At 73.5% G+C, this 17211-nt stretch carries 22 protein-coding genes; 16 read left to right on the forward strand and 6 right to left on the reverse strand.

The genetic code is table 11. From position 1 onward, the window contains the following. Positions 1-85: 85 nt before the first annotated feature. From ybaK to BOQ63_RS31775, 3 genes are all read right to left on the reverse strand, one after another. Entirely contained in the window at positions 86-580 is a 495-nt protein-coding gene (ybaK, locus tag BOQ63_RS31765) for a Cys-tRNA(Pro) deacylase (RefSeq protein WP_030280422.1), read from the reverse strand. Between the two features lie 59 nt (positions 581-639). Further along, a complete protein-coding gene (locus BOQ63_RS31770; RefSeq protein WP_030280424.1) occupies positions 640-1368 on the reverse strand; it encodes an LON peptidase substrate-binding domain-containing protein in 729 nt (242 codons plus the stop codon). A gap of 360 nt (positions 1369-1728) precedes the next feature. After that, positions 1729-3306, reverse strand: a complete 1578-nt coding sequence (locus tag BOQ63_RS31775; protein WP_030280426.1) for a hypothetical protein — start codon at positions 3304-3306, stop codon at positions 1729-1731. A gap of 89 nt (positions 3307-3395) precedes the next feature. Here BOQ63_RS31775 and hisD point away from each other — a divergent pair, with 89 nt between their 5' ends. The 8 genes from hisD to hisF are packed head-to-tail and all read left to right on the forward strand — an operon-like array spanning position 3396 to position 9278. Then, positions 3396-4703 carry a histidinol dehydrogenase gene (gene hisD, locus BOQ63_RS31780; protein ID WP_030280428.1) on the forward strand — a complete coding sequence of 436 codons (1308 nt, stop codon included), beginning with the start codon at positions 3396-3398 and terminating at the stop codon, positions 4701-4703. Then, complete coding sequence (locus BOQ63_RS31785; protein ID WP_078867136.1) at positions 4700-5896, forward strand: histidinol-phosphate transaminase; 1197 nt, start codon at positions 4700-4702, stop codon at positions 5894-5896. The genes hisD and BOQ63_RS31785 overlap by 4 nt, the downstream gene beginning before the upstream one ends. Positions 5897-5903: 7 nt before the next feature. Further along, positions 5904-6497: an imidazoleglycerol-phosphate dehydratase HisB gene (gene hisB / locus BOQ63_RS31790; protein WP_030280433.1), complete on the forward strand. Its 594-nt coding sequence runs from the start codon at positions 5904-5906 to the stop codon at positions 6495-6497. Further along, positions 6494-6646: a CG2302 family histidine operon protein gene (locus BOQ63_RS31795; RefSeq protein ID WP_030280435.1), complete on the forward strand. Its 153-nt coding sequence runs from the start codon at positions 6494-6496 to the stop codon at positions 6644-6646. The genes hisB and BOQ63_RS31795 overlap by 4 nt, the downstream gene beginning before the upstream one ends. A 37-nt stretch (positions 6647-6683) precedes the next feature. Further along, positions 6684-7319, forward strand: a complete 636-nt coding sequence (gene hisH, locus BOQ63_RS31800; protein WP_030280437.1) for an imidazole glycerol phosphate synthase subunit HisH — start codon at positions 6684-6686, stop codon at positions 7317-7319. 20 nt (positions 7320-7339) lie between these two features. After that, on the forward strand, positions 7340-8074 hold the full coding sequence (gene priA, locus BOQ63_RS31805) for a bifunctional 1-(5-phosphoribosyl)-5-((5-phosphoribosylamino)methylideneamino)imidazole-4-carboxamide isomerase/phosphoribosylanthranilate isomerase PriA (protein ID WP_030280439.1): 735 nt from the start codon (positions 7340-7342) through the stop codon (positions 8072-8074). Continuing rightward, a complete protein-coding gene (locus tag BOQ63_RS31810; RefSeq protein WP_030280441.1) occupies positions 8071-8511 on the forward strand; it encodes a RidA family protein in 441 nt (146 codons plus the stop codon). Before priA ends, BOQ63_RS31810 begins: the two co-directional genes overlap by 4 nt. Further along, on the forward strand, positions 8508-9278 hold the full coding sequence (gene hisF / locus BOQ63_RS31815; RefSeq protein ID WP_030280443.1) for an imidazole glycerol phosphate synthase subunit HisF: 771 nt from the start codon (positions 8508-8510) through the stop codon (positions 9276-9278). Before BOQ63_RS31810 ends, hisF begins: the two co-directional genes overlap by 4 nt. A gap of 104 nt (positions 9279-9382) precedes the next feature. On the opposite strand, the gene BOQ63_RS31820 is transcribed toward hisF, so the two are convergent. From BOQ63_RS31820 to BOQ63_RS31830, 3 genes are all read right to left on the reverse strand, one after another. Continuing rightward, on the reverse strand, positions 9383-10162 hold the full coding sequence (locus tag BOQ63_RS31820) for a VOC family protein (protein ID WP_030280446.1): 780 nt from the start codon (positions 10160-10162) through the stop codon (positions 9383-9385). A gap of 379 nt (positions 10163-10541) precedes the next feature. Beyond that, complete coding sequence (locus BOQ63_RS31825) at positions 10542-11180, reverse strand: TIGR03085 family metal-binding protein (RefSeq protein WP_030280449.1); 639 nt, start codon at positions 11178-11180, stop codon at positions 10542-10544. A gap of 49 nt (positions 11181-11229) precedes the next feature. Continuing rightward, entirely contained in the window at positions 11230-11808 is a 579-nt protein-coding gene (locus tag BOQ63_RS31830) for a hypothetical protein (RefSeq protein WP_050366829.1), read from the reverse strand. A 123-nt stretch (positions 11809-11931) separates the two neighbouring features. Here BOQ63_RS31830 and hisI point away from each other — a divergent pair, with 123 nt between their 5' ends. The 8 genes from hisI (at position 11932) to trpM (ending at position 17175) form a co-directional block, all read left to right on the forward strand. Next, positions 11932-12303, forward strand: coding sequence for a phosphoribosyl-AMP cyclohydrolase (hisI, locus tag BOQ63_RS31835; protein WP_030281929.1), 372 nt, complete (start codon positions 11932-11934; stop codon positions 12301-12303). A gap of 39 nt (positions 12304-12342) precedes the next feature. Then, positions 12343-13863, forward strand: coding sequence for an anthranilate synthase component I (locus BOQ63_RS31840; protein WP_030281927.1), 1521 nt, complete (start codon positions 12343-12345; stop codon positions 13861-13863). Between the two features lie 20 nt (positions 13864-13883). Next, positions 13884-14345 carry a Uma2 family endonuclease gene (locus tag BOQ63_RS31845; protein ID WP_050366830.1) on the forward strand — a complete coding sequence of 154 codons (462 nt, stop codon included), beginning with the start codon at positions 13884-13886 and terminating at the stop codon, positions 14343-14345. 26 nt (positions 14346-14371) lie between these two features. Next, complete coding sequence (locus BOQ63_RS31850) at positions 14372-14983, forward strand: TIGR02234 family membrane protein (protein WP_030281923.1); 612 nt, start codon at positions 14372-14374, stop codon at positions 14981-14983. 157 nt (positions 14984-15140) lie between these two features. Beyond that, positions 15141-15416: an HGxxPAAW family protein gene (locus tag BOQ63_RS31855; protein WP_030281921.1), complete on the forward strand. Its 276-nt coding sequence runs from the start codon at positions 15141-15143 to the stop codon at positions 15414-15416. Positions 15417-15553: 137 nt separating this feature from the next. Further along, on the forward strand, positions 15554-15994 hold the full coding sequence (locus tag BOQ63_RS31860; RefSeq protein WP_030281919.1) for a DUF2752 domain-containing protein: 441 nt from the start codon (positions 15554-15556) through the stop codon (positions 15992-15994). 214 nt (positions 15995-16208) lie between these two features. After that, a complete protein-coding gene (gene trpC / locus BOQ63_RS31865; RefSeq protein ID WP_072655361.1) occupies positions 16209-17015 on the forward strand; it encodes an indole-3-glycerol phosphate synthase TrpC in 807 nt (268 codons plus the stop codon). A gap of 10 nt (positions 17016-17025) precedes the next feature. Further along, positions 17026-17175 (forward strand): tryptophan biosynthesis modulator TrpM, encoded by a 150-nt coding sequence (gene trpM / locus BOQ63_RS31870; RefSeq protein ID WP_167395798.1) that lies wholly within the window; start codon positions 17026-17028, stop codon positions 17173-17175. The last annotated feature ends 36 nt before the right edge of the window (positions 17176-17211 follow it).

The raw sequence follows: 17211 nt of genomic DNA on the forward strand, positions 1-17211 counted from the left end.
GTGGGGCGGAGGGTCGGCGGTCGGGTACAGGCCGCCGACCCTCCGCCCCTTGTGCTTCCCGGTGCTCTCCCGTGCCCCCGGCGCGTCAGCGGGCGATGGTGGCGGTGCGGGCCCGGGTGAGGGCGATCAGGTCGGCGGGGGTCAGCTCCACCTCCAGGCCGCGGCGGCCCGCCGAGACGTAGACGGTGGGGTGGGTGAGGGCGCTGGCGTCGATCACGGTCCGTAGCGGACGGCGCTGGCCCAGCGGGGAGATCCCGCCGAGGACGTAGCCGCTGCTGCGTTCGGCGGCGGCCGGGTCGGCCATGGCGGCCCGCTTGCCGCCGACCGCGGCCGCCAGGGCCTTGAGGTCGAGCTGCCCGGCGACCGGGACCACGCCGACGGTCAGGGTGCCGTCCACGTCGGCCACCAGGGTCTTGAAGACGCGCTCGGCGGCCACCCCGAGGGCCTCCGCTGCCTCGCCGCCGTAGGAGGCGGCGGCCGGGTCGTGCTCGTAGGCGTGGACGGTGAAGGGGACGGCGGCGGTCTCCAGGGCGACGGTGGCGGGGGTGCCCTGGCCGCCCTTCTTCGGCTTCTTGGCCATGCGGCGGTTCCTGGATCGGTCGGGCTTCGGGCTTCGGTTCCGGGCTTCGGTCCCGGGCTTCAGTTGGGGCTGAACGACTGGCGGGTGAGGTCGACCGCGGGCAACGAGGGCAGCCAGCTGAGGACGGCGCTCTCGCGGCGCAGCAGGTCGAGTTCGGCACGCAGCCGCCGGGCGGTGTCCGGGCAGGCGAGCAGCTGCTGCTTGACCGGGGTCTCGAACACCGAGGCGGCGGCGACCAGGTAGGAGAGCACCTGGGGGTCGTCGGGGAGCTGCTGGCGGCCGTGGGTGGTGGCCTCGCGGGCGCCGGCCAGGCGCTTCTGGTAGACCCGGAAGGCCCGCTCGACCTCGGAGGCGAGGGCGCCGGAGCCCTCGCCGGGGCGTTCCTCGATCGGCTCGATCTCACCGGTCAGGTACGGCCCGCTGACGTCCACCGAGCGCAGCCGGAACCGGGTGGTGCCGGTGACCAGCAGCTCGTACCGGCCGTCGGGCTGGGGCTGGGCCGAGGAGACGTCGGCGACGCAGCCGACGTGGTAGATCGCCTCCAGCGGGTCCCCGGTGGCGGTGCCGAGGCCGTCGAGCGGTCCGGCCGGGCCGTCCTCGGGCCGGACCGGTGCGACCTCGCGGCCGTCCTTGATGGCGAGCACGCCGAACCGGCGCGGCTCGTCCTCGGGCTGTTCGAGCAGGTCGGCGACGAGACGGCGGTAGCGCTCCTCGAAGACGTTCAGGGGCAGCACGAGGCCCGGGTAGAGCACGGTGTTCAGCGGGAAGAGCGGCAGCCGTTCTGTCACGGCCGACAGCGTAGTTCTTCGGGGCCGCACCTTGTCGCCCGGTTGACGTGGTGGACGGCCTCAGCCGCGCTGGAGAGCGGTCCGGTCTCGCCGCTCGACGGTTGCACGGACCGTGTCCAAGGGGCTCCCTGGACACGGGCCCGGGTTCAGCGGGAGAGCGGCCGGTCTGAGGACTCCTCAGACCGGCCGCTCTCCCGCTGATCAGCGTTTTAGGGAATCCGATGTGTGGGTGGGCCCGTGTGCTTGGGCACGGGCCCACCCGAAGAAGGATCTGTTCACCGTGAATGTGGGAATTCACTTGGCCCGCAACCGGTGTCCCTGAGAGACCACTCAGCAGATTCGTTTCGACCGAAGTTCTCATCAGCCGCGCTGGAGGAGGCGGGTGGCGCCGGCGACGACGGTGGAGGCGAGCAGCCAGCCGACCACGACCAGGCCGGCGGCGATCCACTGGCCGGCCCCGCCGGGGTTCCAGGCGCCCTGGTTGAGGTCGATGATCGGCAGCAGCTGGTTGAGGGTGTAGAGCACCGCGTTCCAGTGCGGCTTCTCGTCGGGCTTGAGCGGGTCCGGGCGGTGGGTGTCGAACCAGATGCTGCCGAGCGCCCAGGCCAGCAGGAGCCACAGGCCGGCGCGCCCGGGGCGGTAGCCGTAACCGACGGTGACGTCCTGGACCAGGCCCCAGATCCGGGCGGGCAGTGGAAGGGTCTCCCGGCGGCGGCGCTGCTTGGCGTAGAGCACCTCGCGGGCGTCGTCGTCGGCGCCGTCACGGCGAAGGGCGGCGGCGAGCTGCTCGTAGGACTCCGGCTGGAACTCCACCGCGGAGCCCTCCAGCCAGGCGATCCGCTGCTGGACGGTGAACTGTTCGACCGGGCGGAGGTTCTCGTAGACGAAGCCGGTCAGGCCCAGGTGTTTCCCGAGCGGCCAGGACTCCGGGTGGTCGACCAGGTTGCCGACCCGGGCGCGGGAGAGCGAGACGGTGCCGGTGGGCCGGAAGCCGCAGGTGAAGCGGAGCTCGGGGGTGTGGATGCGGCGCAGCGAGAGCTCGTCGTCACCCTCCAGGTGGAATTCTCCGGAGATCAGGCAGGCGGCGTCGAAGCGGGCGTCGGAGAGCCGTACCTGGCCGAAGGCGCGGAAGGGGGTGCTGGTGGAGCCGGGCTGGGGGTTCTCGCCGTAGCCGGAGCCGTAGTAGCTGCGGGAGCCGGCCCAGCCGTCGTCGGAGGAGCTGGTCAGGTAGAGCGTGTGGCCGACGACGATCCGGACGGCGTTGAGGCAGACCCGGTTCTGCGGGTCGGCGTGCAGCTGGGCGCCGCGGAGCGAGAAGCGGCCGCCTATTCGGGCGGTGCGGACGCTCAACTCGCCGTGCACCTCGACGCGTTCGGCCTCGAAGTCCTGGTGGACGGTCATCCCGTCGGCGGACACCGCGCGGCCGTAGCGGTCGGCGCCGATGTGGGCGAGGTTGAGCAGCAGATCGGTGCCGATCTTGGCGTCGGTGAGCCGGATGCCCTCGGGGATCCGGCAACGGGCCAGGTGGAGGTCGCCGGTGGTGGAGAGCCGGGAGGCCTCGAGCCGGGGGAACAGGCAGTCGACCATGCGCACGGTGGTGGCGGAGGCCTCCGAGAGGAGGATCTTGTGCTCGAAGCGGCAGCCGCGCAGTTCGACGTACCGCTCGATGTGGCCGCCGGCCAGGTTGAGCGAGCCGGTGATGTTCACCCCGCTCATCCGCAGCGAGGCGACACGCCCGGCGGTGGGCTGCGGGCCGGCCAGCAGCAGGTGGGCGAGCACCTCGGCGCCGACAGTCCGGCCGGGCCCCCAGGGGGCGTCCCCGAAGGGGTCGTCGATGTCGTCCTGGCCACAGCGACGGTCGAAGACCTCGCCCTCGCGGAAGGCCGCCCAGAGCGCCCGTTCCGTGTCGGTCCAGCTTTCTGGAGCGCTTTCCGCCATGTTTTCCCGTCCCCCCGGTCGTCTCGCCTTTCGTATCACGGACTGAAATGTGCGACCACCCGTTCCGGCCACTCCTTACACTGGGTGGCGTGATCTCTCGAATCGACCTCCGCGGCTCGCTCGACGACCCGCGTGACCTGCTGCCCCGTGCCGAGTTCGACGTGGCGGCCGCCCTGGAGAAGGTGCGGCCGATCGCCGAGGACGTACGCCATCGCGGGGTCGCGGCGCTGATCGAGATCACCGAGCGCTTCGACGGCGTCCGGCTGGAGTCCACCCGCGTCCCGGCCGAGCAGCTGACCGCCGCCCTGGAGACGCTGGACCCGCGGGTGCGGGCCGCGCTGGAGGAGTCGATCCGCCGGGCCCGGGCCGTGCACGCCGACCAGCGCCGCACCGGGCACACCACCCAGGTGGTGCCGGGCGGCACGGTCACCCAGCGCTGGGTGCCGGTCGAGCGGGTCGGCCTGTACGTGCCGGGCGGCCTGGCGGTCTACCCGTCCTCCGTGGTGATGAACGTGGTGCCGGCCCAGGAGGCGGGCGTCAAGGGCATCGCGGTCACCTCCCCGCCGCAGAAGGAGTTCGGCGGCCGGGTCCACCCGACGATCCTGGCGGCCTGCGCCCTGCTCGGCGTGGACGAGGTCTACTCCGTCGGCGGCGCCCAGGCGGTGGCGATGTTCGCCCTCGGCACCGAGGAGTGCGCGCCGGTCAACATGGTCACCGGCCCCGGCAACATCTACGTGGCCGCCGCCAAGCGGCTGTTCGCCGGCCGGATCGGCATCGACTCCGAGGCCGGCCCGACCGAGATCGCCGTCCTCGCCGACGACAGCGCGCTGCCCAGCGACGTCGCCGCCGACCTGATCAGCCAGGCCGAGCACGGCCCGACCTCCGGCTCGGTGCTGGTCACCGACTCCCCGGAGCTGGCCGACGCGGTCGAGGCCGAGCTGGCCGTGCAGGTCGCGCGGACCAAGCACACCGAGCGGGTCGCCGAGGCGCTGGGCGGCCGGCAGTCCGGCATCATCCTGGTCGACGACCTGACCCAGGGCCTCGCCGTGGTCAACGCGTACGCGGCCGAGCACCTGGAGATCCAGACCCGCGACCCGCACGCGGTGGCGGCCCGGGTCGTCAACGCCGGCGCGATCTTCATCGGCCGCTGGACCCCGGTCTCGCTGGGCGACTACGCGGCCGGCTCCAACCACGTGCTGCCGACCGGCGGCTGCGCCTGCCACTCCTCCGGGCTGTCGGTGCAGACCTTCCTGCGCGGCGTCCAGGTCGTCGAGTACGACCGGGACGCCCTGGCGGAGGTCGCCGCGCACGTGGTCACCCTGGCCGACGCCGAGGACCTCCCCGGACACGGGGACGCCATCAAGGCGCGCTTCGACTGGACGGTTCCCGGCTCGTGACCATTCGTACGACTCGCATCGACGACCTGCCCATCCGGGACGAGCTGCGCGGCCAGTCCCCGTACGGCGCACCGCAGTTGGACGTCCCCGTCCAGCTGAACACCAACGAGAACCCGTACCCGCTGCCCGAGGAGCTGGTCGCCCGGATCGCCGAGCGCGTCGCCGAGGCCGCCCGCGGCCTCAACCGCTACCCCGACCGGGACGCGGTCGAGCTGCGCGAAGGCCTCGCCGCCTACCTGACCCGCACCACCGGCTTCCCGGTCGCGCGCGAGCAGGTGTGGGCCGCCAACGGCTCCAACGAAGTCCTCCAGCAGCTGCTGCAGACCTTCGGCGGCCCCGGCCGCAGCGCCCTCGGCTTCGAGCCCTCGTACTCGATGCACGCGCTGATCTCCCGGGGCACCGGCACCGCCTGGATCTCCGGCCCGCGCCACGACGACTTCACCATCGACGTCGACGCGGCGCTCGCCGCCATCGCCGAGCACCGGCCGAACGTGGTCTTCATCTGCTCGCCGAACAACCCGACCGGGACGGCGGTGTCCGCCGACACCGTGCTGCGGCTGTACGAGGCCGCGCAGGCCGCCCGGCCCAGCCTGGTGGTGGTGGACGAGGCGTACGTCGAGTTCTCGCACCGCGCCTCCCTGCTGCCGCTGGTCGAGGGCCGCCCCAACCTGGTCGTCAGCCGCACCATGTCCAAGGCTTTCGGCGCCGCCGGCCTGCGCCTGGGCTACCTGGCCGCCGACCCGGCCGTCGTCGACGCCGTCCAGCTGGTGCGCCTGCCGTACCACCTGTCGGCCGTCACCCAGGCCACCGCGCTGGCCTGCCTGGAGCACACCGACACCCTGCTCGGGTACGTCGGCCGACTCAAGCAGGAGCGCGACCGGCTGGTGGACGCGCTGCGCGCGATGGGCCTGGAGGTGACCGACTCGGACGCCAACTTCGTCCAGTTCGGCCGCTTCGCCGACACCCACGCCGTCTGGCAGGCCATCCTCGACCAGGGTGTCCTTGTCCGTGACAACGGCGTCCCCGGGTGGCTGCGCGTCACCGCCGGCACGCCCGCCGAGAACGACGCCTTCCTGGACGCCGTCCGAACCGCCCTCCCTCCCTCCTTGCCCGCCATCGGACAGGAGGGGCCCAGGCCCACCCCCACCCTTGATCGAGCTCGCTCCGCGCGCGCTGCCAGTCAGGAGCTGTAACCACCCCATGTCCCGCATCGGACGCGTCGAGCGCACCACCAAGGAGACCTCCGTCCTGGTCGAGATGGACCTCGACGGCACCGGCAAGACCGACATCTCCACCGGCGTCGGCTTCTACGACCACATGCTCGACCAGCTCGGCCGCCACGGTCTGTTCGACCTCACCGTCAAGACCGACGGCGACCTGCACATCGACACCCACCACACCATCGAGGACACCGCCCTCGCGCTCGGCGCCGCCTTCAAGCAGGCGCTCGGCGACAAGGTCGGCATCTACCGCTTCGGCAACTGCACGGTGCCGCTGGACGAGTCGCTCGCCCAGGTCACCGTCGACCTCTCCGGCCGGCCCTACCTGGTGCACACCGAGCCCGAGGGCATGGCGCCGATGATCGGCAGCTACGACACCACGATGACCCGGCACATCCTGGAGTCGTTCGTGGCCCAGGCCCAGGTCGCCCTGCACGTGCACGTCCCGTACGGGCGCAACGCCCACCACATCGTGGAGTGCCAGTTCAAGGCGCTGGCCCGGGCGCTGCGCTACGCCGCCGAGCGCGACCCGCGCGCGGCCGGAATCCTCCCCTCGACCAAGGGTGCGCTGTGAGCAAGTCCGCCACGATCCTCCTCTTCGTCGGCCTCTTCCTGGCCGGCGGAGTGATCTCCTTCTGGAAGCAGAAGCTGCCGAAGGGCGTCATCCTGGTGCTGGCCATCGGCGCAGTGATGTGCCTGGGCTCCGGCCTCATGCGCCTGTAGAACCGCCCGGCCCTGTAGAGAGACTGGACACCTGAACATGGGCAAGAACGTCGTCGTCCTCGACTACGGCTCCGGCAACCTCCGCTCCGCGCAGCGCGCCCTGGAACGGACCGGGGCGAACGTCACGGTCAGTTCCGACTACGACACCGCGATGGCCGCGGACGGCCTGCTCGTCCCCGGAGTGGGCGCCTTCGAGGCCTGCATGCGCGGGCTGAAGTCGGTCCGCGGGGACTGGATCATCGGCCGCCGACTGGCCGGGGGCCGCCCGGTCATGGGCATCTGCGTCGGCATGCAGATCCTCTTCGAGAAGGGCGTCGAGCACGGCGTCGAGACGCCCGGCTGCGACGAGTGGCCCGGCACCGTCGAGCCGCTGGACGCCCCGGTCGTCCCGCACATGGGCTGGAACACGGTGGACGTGCCCGAGGGCAGCCGGATGTTCGCCGGCCTGGACCCGGAGACCCGCTTCTACTTCGTGCACTCCTACGGGGTGCGGCACTGGGAGCTGGAGACCCACAGCGCGCGGATCAACCCGCCGCTGGTCACCTGGGCCACCCACGGGCAGCCGTTCGTCGCCGCCGTCGAGAACGGCCCGCTGTGGGCCACCCAGTTCCACCCCGAGAAGTCCGGCGACGCCGGTGCCGCCCTGCTGACCAACTGGGTCAACACCCTCTGACCGTCTGAGAGTTGCAACTGATGAGCCTGAACAGCCGCCTGGAACTGCTGCCTGCCGTCGACGTCCGGGACGGCCAGGCCGTCCGCCTGGTCAAGGGCGCCTCCGGCACCGAGACCTCCTTCGGCGAGCCGCTCGCCGCCGCCCTCGCCTGGCAGAACGCCGGCGCCGAGTGGCTGCACCTGGTCGACCTGGACGCCGCCTTCGGCACCGGCAGCAACTACGAGCTGCTGCGCGAGGTCACCGGTCAGCTGGACATCAAGGTCGAGCTGTCCGGCGGCATCCGCGACGACGAGTCGCTCGCCCGCGCGCTCGCCACCGGCTGCACCCGGGTCAACCTCGGCACCGCCGCCCTGGAGGCCCCCGAGTGGGTCGCCAAGGCCATCGCCGAGCACGGCGACAAGATCGCCGTCGGCCTGGACGTGGTCGGCACCACCCTGCGCGGCCGCGGCTGGACCCGCGACGGCGGCCAGCTCTTCGACGTGCTGGAGCGGCTGAACCAGGAGGGCTGCGCCCGCTACGTCGTCACCGACGTCAACCGCGACGGCACCCTGACCGGCCCCAACCTGCAGCTGCTGCGCGACGTCTGCGGCGCCACCGACCGCCCGGTGGTCGCCTCCGGGGGCGTCTCCTCGCTGGACGACCTGCGCGCCATCGCCACTCTCGTCGGCGAGGGTGTCGAGGGCGCCATCGTGGGCAAGGCACTCTACGAGCAGAAGTTCACCCTCGAAGAGGCCCTGGAGGCGGTTTCCGGATGACCGATGGTCGGATCGTACGCGGCCGGATCACCGGGTTCTCCCCCTGGGAGGAGGAGTTCGGCTACTCCCGGGCGGTCGCCGCGGGCGACCACGTGCACGTGGCCGGCTCCACCGCCTGGGTGGACGGCCGGATCGAGCACGAGGGCGACCCGTACCGGCAGACCCTCGCCGCGTTCGGCGTGGGGCTCCGGGCCCTGGCCGCGTACGGTCTGACCGCGGACGACGTGGTCCGCACCCGGATGTACATCACCCACGCCCGCGACGCCGAGGAGGTGGGCCGCGCCCACCGCGAACTCTTCGTCGCCGCACGCCCGGTGACCACCATGGTGGTGGTCGACGGGCTGATCGACTCCCGGATGATGGTCGAGGTCGAGATCGACGCGTACCGCACCGGGCTGGCAAAGACCCTGGAAGCCCCGGAAGGCAATCAGCCGTGACCCTTGCAGTACGTGTCATCCCCTGCCTGGACGTCGACGCGGGGCGGGTGGTCAAGGGCGTCAACTTCCAGAACCTGCGCGACGCCGGCGACCCGGTCGAGATGGCCAAGCTCTACGACGCCGAGGGCGCCGACGAGCTGACCTTCCTCGACATCACCGCCTCCTCCGGCGACCGCGAGACCACCTACGACGTGGTGCGGCGCACCGCCGAGCAGGTGTTCATCCCGCTCACCGTCGGCGGCGGCATCCGGGCCGTCGAGGACGTGAACAAGCTGCTGCGGGCCGGCGCGGACAAGGTCGGCGTCAACACCGCGGCCATCGCCCGGCCCGAGCTGATCCGCGAGATCGCCCAGCGGTTCGGGCGGCAGGTGCTGGTGCTGTCGGTGGACGCCCGGCGCTGCCCCGAGGGCACCGAGACCGCCTCGGGCTACGAGGTCACCACCCACGGCGGGCGGCAGGGCACCGGCCTGGACGCCGTCGAATGGGCGGGCCGCGCAGCCGAGTTGGGGGCGGGCGAGATCCTGCTCAACTCGATGGACGCGGACGGCACCAAGGACGGCTACGACCTGGAGATGATTCGGGCCGTCCGCAAGGCCGTCTCGGTGCCGGTGATCGCCTCCGGAGGGGCGGGCAAGCTCGGTGACTTCGCGCCGGCCGTCGAGGCGGGTGCGGACGCGGTGCTGGCGGCCAGCGTCTTCCACTTCGGGGACCTGCGGATCGGCGAGGTCAAGGACGCGCTGCGGGAGGCCGGGCACCCGGTCCGGTGACCCGGTTCCTGATCCGGCGCCGGTGATCCGGTGCCGGTGATTCGTGCCGGTGATCACGTCCTGCACCGAGGGCCCGCCGCTGCCGCAGCGGGCCCTGTTCCTGCTCAGGACTCCTGCGGTTCGCCCTTGATCAGGGCGAACGGGGCGCCGTTCGGGTCGGCCAGCCAGGCGATCCGGCCGACGTTCTCCACGTCCTCGGCCGGCATCAGCACCGAGCCGCCGGCCGCCGTCGCCCTGCCGACCAGCGCGTCCACGTCCGCGGCGGCGAAGTACGGCGTCCAGGAGGGGGGCTGGCCCTCGCCCATCGTCGGGGCGATGCCGCCGAAGCTGGTCTGCTGCTGGTCGCCCTCGGACGTGGAGACCACCCGGTAGCTCATGCCCGGGGTCGGCTCGAAGACCTCGACCCGCCAGTTGAACAGCCCCTGGTAGAAGGCGAAGGCGCCCTCCAGGTCGGAGGTGTGCAGCTCGGCCCAGACCAGGGTGTTCGGCTCGGAGACGGAGTCCAGCCCCCGGGTGTTCCCAGCCTGCCACAGGGCGAACTCGGCGCCCTGGGGGTCGGTGAGTGCCGCGAACCGGCCCTCCTGCATGACGTCCATCGGCGGCACGCGGACCGTGGCGCCGGACTGCTCGGCGGCCTTGACGGTGGTGTCCACGTCGGCGGTGCGGAAGTACGTCGTCCAGGCGGGCCGCGCGTCGGTGTCGAGGTTGCCGAGCGCCGCGACCCGCTTCCCGGCCAGCTGCAGGAAGCCGTAGCCGCCGGCCTCGGGGACGGGCTGGAACGTCCAGCCGAAGACCTGGCCGTAGAAGTCGGCGGTGGCGGAGACGTTCGGGCTGCCCAGGTCGATCCAGCAGGGCGAGCCGACGGGGAAGTCGGTGGTGAGCATGAGCTGGTGCTCCTTCGACGGAGAGTGACCGGGGCAGTCCCGTCGGGCGCGCACACGCCCCTCCCCGGCCATCTGCGAGTCTGCACCCGGGCACTGACATCCGCACGTCCTGCGCGGGGTGGCTGGGACCCGTCGGGACCAGGGACGACCTGGACCCGGAGGGCGAGCGCGCGGTCTCGGCCCACATCAGGGAGGCCGCCGGGCACCAGGCCGTACGGCGGCCTCGGCACGGGCCTCGGCCGGGTCCTGACGGCCCTGCCCGGCCTCGGCTCCACCCGCGAGGCCACCTTCCTCTTCCGCGGCCCGAACCGGCTCGCCCCCAGGCGGGTTGGGACGTTCCGCGCAGGAAGTCGGCCAGGCCGGCTTCCTGCGCAGGGGGCTACGGCAGCGGCAGGACGTGGCGGAGGGCCTCGACGGCGTCCGGGGGGCCGTCGACGGTGAGGGTGGTGCGGGCGCCGCGGCCGTAGGCGAAGAGGACGAGTTCGGCCGGTTCGCCGGTGAGGTGGACGGTGGGGGCGCCGGCGGGGCCGACGGTGAGGGACCGGCCGTCGGGGCGGGCGAGGGTGAGGCGGACGGGGGAGTGGCGGCCGGCCTCGAAGCGGGCGAGGAGGGGCAGCCGGCGCCAGAGGGCCTCGGAGCGGCCGGGCGGGACGGGCCGGGCGGTCCAGTCGTCGCCGGCCCGGGCGACGTCCTCGGCGTGGACGAAGTACTCGACGGTGTTGGCGGCCTCGTCGGCGCCGGGGAGGGCGAACAGGGAGTAGACCGGGGGCCCGGCGCGGAACAGCCGGACCAGGTCCTCGTACGGCCGCTCGGCGTAGCCGTCCTGCACGCGCCGGGTCCAGCCGGCCAGGGCACCGATCCGGATGCCGGGCGCCGCGTCGGCGCGGCGCTCGCGGATCACCAGGTGGGCGGCGAGGTCCCGGGTGGTCCATCCGGCACACAGGGTGGGGGCGTCCGGCCCGGCGGCGGTGAGGAGTTCGGCGAGACGGTGGCGTTCGGCGAGGGCGTGGTTCGACATGTCGTCAGCCTAGGGTCGGATGAGGGATGAGGGGGAACAGGAGCAGGTTCTACGGGTGCAACGGGCCGGTGAGCTTGGGCGCGCCCTGCTTGCTGCCCGCGGTGAGGGTGCAGGTGTAGTCGCGCCAGCCCTGCTGGTAGTTGGCCGTGGCGGGGCCGAACTGGCGGGGGTAGTAGGACTTTCCGTCGCCCTGGTGGGCCTTGGCGGTGGCCTCGGCGTCCTTGCAGCCGTCGCGCATGGCGAGGGCGATGGGGATCTCGCCGCTGAGCCCGTCGGGGAGTTTGAGGTCGGCGATGACCTCGCCGTCGTGGGGGGTGGTGCAGGGGCGTTCCTCGGCCTTGGTGATCACCGGGCTGAGCTGGGGGTGGTCGAAGCAGGTGCCCACGGGGAAGAAGGCGTAAGGGGGTTGCGGCCTCGTGGGGGTGGGCGTGGGGGTCGGGGTCGGCGTCGGGGTGGCCGTGGGGGAGGGCGGGGGCGGGGCGGCTGCCGGCCCGGGGGCGTCCTCGGGCCAGAGCAGCGCGGTGGCCACCACCGCGAGCAGCACGGCCAGGACGGCGGCGACGGCGATCGCCAGGCCCCGGGACGGACGGGAGGCGGCGGCTTCGGGCGGCTGCTGCTCGGAGGTCATGGGCCGAGGATGGCCCAGCCGGGCCCCACCCGGCAGGCGGTTGGCGGAAAGTCCCTCCGTACGGGCCGTCCGCGAACCGGTCGCGCCGTCCGGCGGCCGTGGCCGGACTGACACAATGGCCCCATGTCCACCACACCCGCCGCTCCCGGCACCACCGCCCTCGACCCGGCGATCGCCGCCCGCCTCAAGCGCACCGAGGACGGCCTGCTCCCGGCCATCGCGCAGCAGTACGACACCGGTGAGGTGCTGATGCTGGGCTGGATGGACGACGAGGCGCTGCACCGCACGCTCACCACCGGCCGCTGCACCTACTGGAGCCGCAGCCGCCGCGAGTACTGGGTGAAGGGGGACACCTCCGGTCACGCCCAGGCGGTCAAGTCGGTGGCCCTCGACTGCGACGGCGACACCCTGCTGGTCAAGGTCGACCAGACCGGCGCGGCCTGCCACACCGGCGACCGCACCTGCTTCGACGCCGACGTGCTCCCGCTCGGCTGATCCCCGAACCCGCCCGAACTCCAGAAGGTGCCGCCCCGCATGGACCTCGAAGCCTTCCGCAAGCTCGCCGTCGACACCCGGGTCATCCCCGTCACCCGCAGGCTCCTCGCGGACGGCCTCACCCCGATCGGCCTCTACCGCAGTCTCGCCGAGGAGCGGCCCGGCACCTTCCTGCTGGAGTCCGCCGAGCAGGGCGTCTGGTCGCGCTACTCCTTCGTGGGCGTGCGCAGCGCCGCCGTGCTGACGGCCGGCCCGGACGGCGGCGCCCGCTGGCTCGGCACCCCGCCGGTGGGCATCCCCACCGACGGCGACCCGCTGGAGGTGCTGCGCGCCGCGCTGGCGGCACTGCACACCCCGCGCCGCGCCGACGACGGCCTGCCACCGCTGACCGGCGGCCTGGTCGGCTACCTCGGCTACGACATCGTCCGCCGCCTGGAGAAGCTGCCCGACCTCAATCCGGACGACCTCCGGCTGCCCGAGCTGACCATGCTGCTCGCCACCGACCTCGCGGTGCTCGACCACCTGGACGGCACGGTGCTGCTGATCGCCAACGCCGTCAACCACAACGACCTGGCCAGCGGCGTGGACGAGGCCTACGCGGACGCGGTGGCCCGGCTGGACGCGATGGAGGCCGATCTGCTGAAGCCGGTCGACCCGGGCCTGGCGACCTTCACCCCGGCCGGCCCCGGCGAGGTGCGTTCGCCGTTCGGCGGGGCGCCGTACCGGGCCGCCGTCGAGGAGGTCAAGGAGCGGATCCGGGCCGGCGAGGCCTTCCAGGTGGTGCCCTCGCAGCGCTTCGAGGCGCCCTGCCCGGCCTCCGCGCTGGACGTCTACCGCGTGCTGCGCACCACCAACCCCAGCCCGTACATGTACCTGTTCCGCTTCCCCGGCCCGGACGGCGGCGCCGAGGGCGGCTTCGACGTGGTCGGCTCCAGCCCGGAGGCGCTGGTCAAGGTCGCCGACGGCGAGGCGATGCTGCATCCGATCGCCGGGACCCGGCACCGCGGCGCGACCCCGCACGAGGACGCGGCGCTGGCCGCCGAGCTGCTCGCCGACCCCAAGGAGCGGGCGGAGCACCTGATGCTGGTCGACCTCGGCCGCAACGACCTGGGGCGGGTCTGCGAGCCGGGCAGCGTCGAGGTGGTCGACTTCATGCAGATCGAGCGCTACAGCCACGTGATGCACATCGTCTCGACGGTGACCGGCAGGGTCGCCCCCGGGCGGAGCGCCTTCGACGTGCTGACCGCCTGCTTCCCGGCCGGCACCCTCTCCGGCGCGCCCAAGCCCCGGGCGATGCGGATCATCGAGGAGCTGGAGCCGACCCGGCGCGGACTCTACGGCGGCTGCGTGGGCTACCTGGACTTCGCAGGGGACTCGGACACCGCGATCGCGATCCGCACCGCGGTGCTGCGCGACGGCACCGCGTACGTACAGGCGGGCGCGGGTGTGGTCGCCGACTCCGACCCGCACGGCGAGGACACCGAGTGCCGCAACAAGGCGGCCGCCGTGCTGCGGGCCGTCGCCACCGCCAATACGCTGCGGAGGCCGGAACTGTCCTGAGGCGTGAGGAGGCGGCCGGGATGGCCGAGGTGCCGTACGACGAGCTGCGCTGGGAGGTCGTGCTCGCCGCCGCCGTGCGGATCAGGGACGAACTCGCGGGCCGGGGGCGGGTGTTGTCCCAGGTCCTGGTCGACTTCCCGGCCGCGCACGGCCCGCTCGCCCCGGACCTCACGGTGATCGCCCCGGACGCCGTCCACCACGCCCGGGGCCGGTACGCCGCCTCCGACGTGGAGGCGGTGCTGGAGGTGTCGCACCCGGGCCGTGACCACGCCTGGGCCCGGGCCTGCGCGGAGAGCGGCGTGCCGCTGTACGTGGTGGTCGACCCGGCGGCCGCCGTCTGCACCGTGCACACCGCGCCCTCCCCCGGCGGGGTGTACCGGGAGGCCGAGCGGGTGCCCTTCGGCAACGACCTGTTCCTGCCGCTGGGCGGGCGCACGGTGGTGCTGCGGACGGACGAGTTCCCCACCCCGGGTACGGCGTAGCGCGCGGCCCGGGGGATAGTGGACGGGTGACCGCTGCAGACCCCACCCCCGCGCCCGCCGCCACCGCTCCCGCCACGCCCGCGGCCGGCCGCCGCACCCTCGGCGTGATGCTGCTGCTGACCGTGCTGAGCGCCGTGCTGGTGCTGACCGCGGTCGGGCGGGTCTGGGCCGAGGGCCGGGCCGGCACCCTGGACGTGTCCGTCACCGGCGGCAGGATCTCCGAACTGCCCGGCGGACTGGCCCTGGTGGGCCTGGCCGCGGCCGTCGCGGTGTTCGCGGTGCGCGGCGTCGGGCGGCTCGCGGTCGGCGCGCTGACCCTGCTGGCCGGGCTGGGCGCGGCCGCCGCCTCGGTGGCCGGGGCCTCGGACACCTCCGCGCTGGACTCCGCCGCCTCCGGCAAGCTGGCGCTGGCCGGCACGACCGCCAGCGAGGTGTCGCACACCGCCTGGCCCTGGGTCGCCCTGGCCGGCGGGCTGCTGCTGGCCGCGGCGGGCCTGATCACCCTGCGCTTCGGCCGCGGCTGGCCGGCCATGGGCAGCCGCTACGAGGCGCCGACCCGCAAGGCGCCGGCGAAGGCCGACACCCCCGGTGACCTGTGGAAGGCCCTGGACCGCGGCGAGGACCCGACCGCGGTCTGAGACCCCCGCACCCCGCCGCCCCGACCGACGGGGTGTGACGCGATAGACGGGCCACCCGCTTTGGGCCGCCCGTGTGTGGCCCGGCACAATGGAACCCGTCAACCCGCCGGCGGCCCCGCAGGCCCGGCCGGGCCCCGAGAGCCTAGGAGCACCATCGATGTCAGCAGCTGCACACGGTCACAACCCCGCCGCCTGGACCGGCGTCGTCATCTCCTTCGCCGGCTTCGGCATCGCGGGTGTCGCGATGATCCTGCCGTCGCCGCTGCTGGTCTGGGCCGGTCTGGCGGTCGTCCTCGTGGGCGGCATCGTCGGCAAGGCCATGTCGATGGCGGGCATGGGCAAGCAGCCCAGCGCCAACGTCTACAAGTCGATCGAGGAGCAGACCGCGGCGCGCAAGGCGGCCGTGGAGTCCCGCGCGACCGTCGCCGCCTGACGACGGCCGGTACTCCCGGTCCTCCCGTACGGGCTCCGCGCGGACTCCGTGCACCTGAGGATTCGTACATCCGAACGGCGGGCGCGCCACGCCCGCCGTTTCGTTCTGTCCGGGCCCGGCACGGGCACAATCGGGGCGTGAACGCCGCTCCCACCGCCTCCGCCCCGCCGCCCGTGCTGCGCCGGATGGGCCCGCCGCTGGCCGCGCTGGCGGCGGTGGCCGTCCCCGCCGGGTACGTCGCGGTGGTGGACCCGAACGCCCCCGGGCACTACCCCGACTGCCCCTTCCTGACCGCCACCGGCTGGTGGTGCCCCGGCTGCGGGGGCCTGCGCTGCGTCCACGCGCTGGCCCACGGGGACCTCACCGGCGCGCTGCACGACAACGCGGTGGCCGTCCTGCTGTTCGGTGTGCTGGGGGTGCTGTGGCTGCGCTGGAGCTGGGCGGCGCTGACCCTCGGCCCGCCGGTCCGGGTCTCGGTCGGGGCCCGGCGCTGGGCACTGATCGGCCTGCTGGTGCTGGTGTTCGAGGTGGTGCGCAACCTGTCGATCGGGGCGGGGCTGGCACCGCCGGTGGTCTGAACGCCCCGGTCGGTGGCCCCCTGGACCGGCGGGAAGCCGGTGGAGGGCCGGTGAAGCCGCAGCTGGGAGCCCTCGAACGGAACGTCCCGTTCCGCGAGACGCGTACCGGGCGGATGCGCTGCGCGTGCCGGGTGCCGATACCATCGAAGTGCCGACGGGCCCCCGCCCGTCCGGCTCGCGCTGGCGAACCAGCAGAAATGATGGGGGCTCCTGAGTGAGTGTGCTCGACTCGATCATCGAAGGGGTCCGCGAGGACCTCGCCGAGCGGCAGGCGCGCGTCTCCCTTGACGAGCTCAAGGCGCTCGCGGCCAAGGCCCCGGAGGCCAAGGACGGCGTCGCCGCCCTCAGGGGCGACGGGGTCCGGGTGATCTGCGAGGTGAAGCGCTCCAGCCCGTCCAAGGGTGCGTTGGCCTCGATCGCCGACCCGGCCGCCCTGGCCCGCGACTACGCGGCCGGCGGTGCCGCCGCGATCAGCGTGCTGACCGAGCAGCGCCGTTTCGGCGGGTCGCTCGCCGACCTGGACGCGGTCCGCGCCGCGGTGGACACCCCGGTGCTGCGCAAGGACTTCATCGTCACCGCCTACCAGCTGTGGGAGGCCCGCGCCCACGGCGCCGACCTCGCGCTGCTGATCGTCGCCGCCCTGGAGCAGCCGGCCCTGGTGTCGCTGATCGAGCGCGCCGAGTCGATCGGCCTCACCCCGCTGGTCGAGGTGCACGACGAGGACGAGATCAAGCGTGCGGTGGACGCCGGGGCGCGGATCATCGGCGTCAACGCCCGCAACCTGAAGACTCTGGAGGTCGACCGCAGCACGTTCGAGAACGTGGTGCACGCCATCCCGGACGGCGTCGTCAAGGTCGCCGAGTCCGGTGTGCGCGGCCCGCTGGACGTGATCAACTACGCCAACCTCGGCGCCGACGCGGTGCTGGTCGGCGAGTCGCTGGTGACCGGCAAGGACCCGCGGGCCGCGGTCGCCGACCTGGTCGCGGCCGGCGCCCACCCCGCCCTCCGGCACAAGGACTGACGCGGCCCGGATGAAGATCGCCACCCGACTCGCCCCCGGCTGCCGCCCGCGCGGCTGCCGCGCGCCCGCACGCCGGGTGCTGGGGCGCCGGGTGCGGTACGTGATCGGCTGCGAACCGGGCCAGGTGCCGGGGCGGCGATGGCGCGTGACGCACGGCTGAACCCAGCCGATCAGACGTCACCGTCATCCATCTCCG

Origin of the sequence: Streptomyces viridifaciens (assembly GCF_001888885.2) — a bacterium.
Lineage (GTDB): Bacteria > Actinomycetota > Actinomycetes > Streptomycetales > Streptomycetaceae > Kitasatospora > Kitasatospora aureofaciens.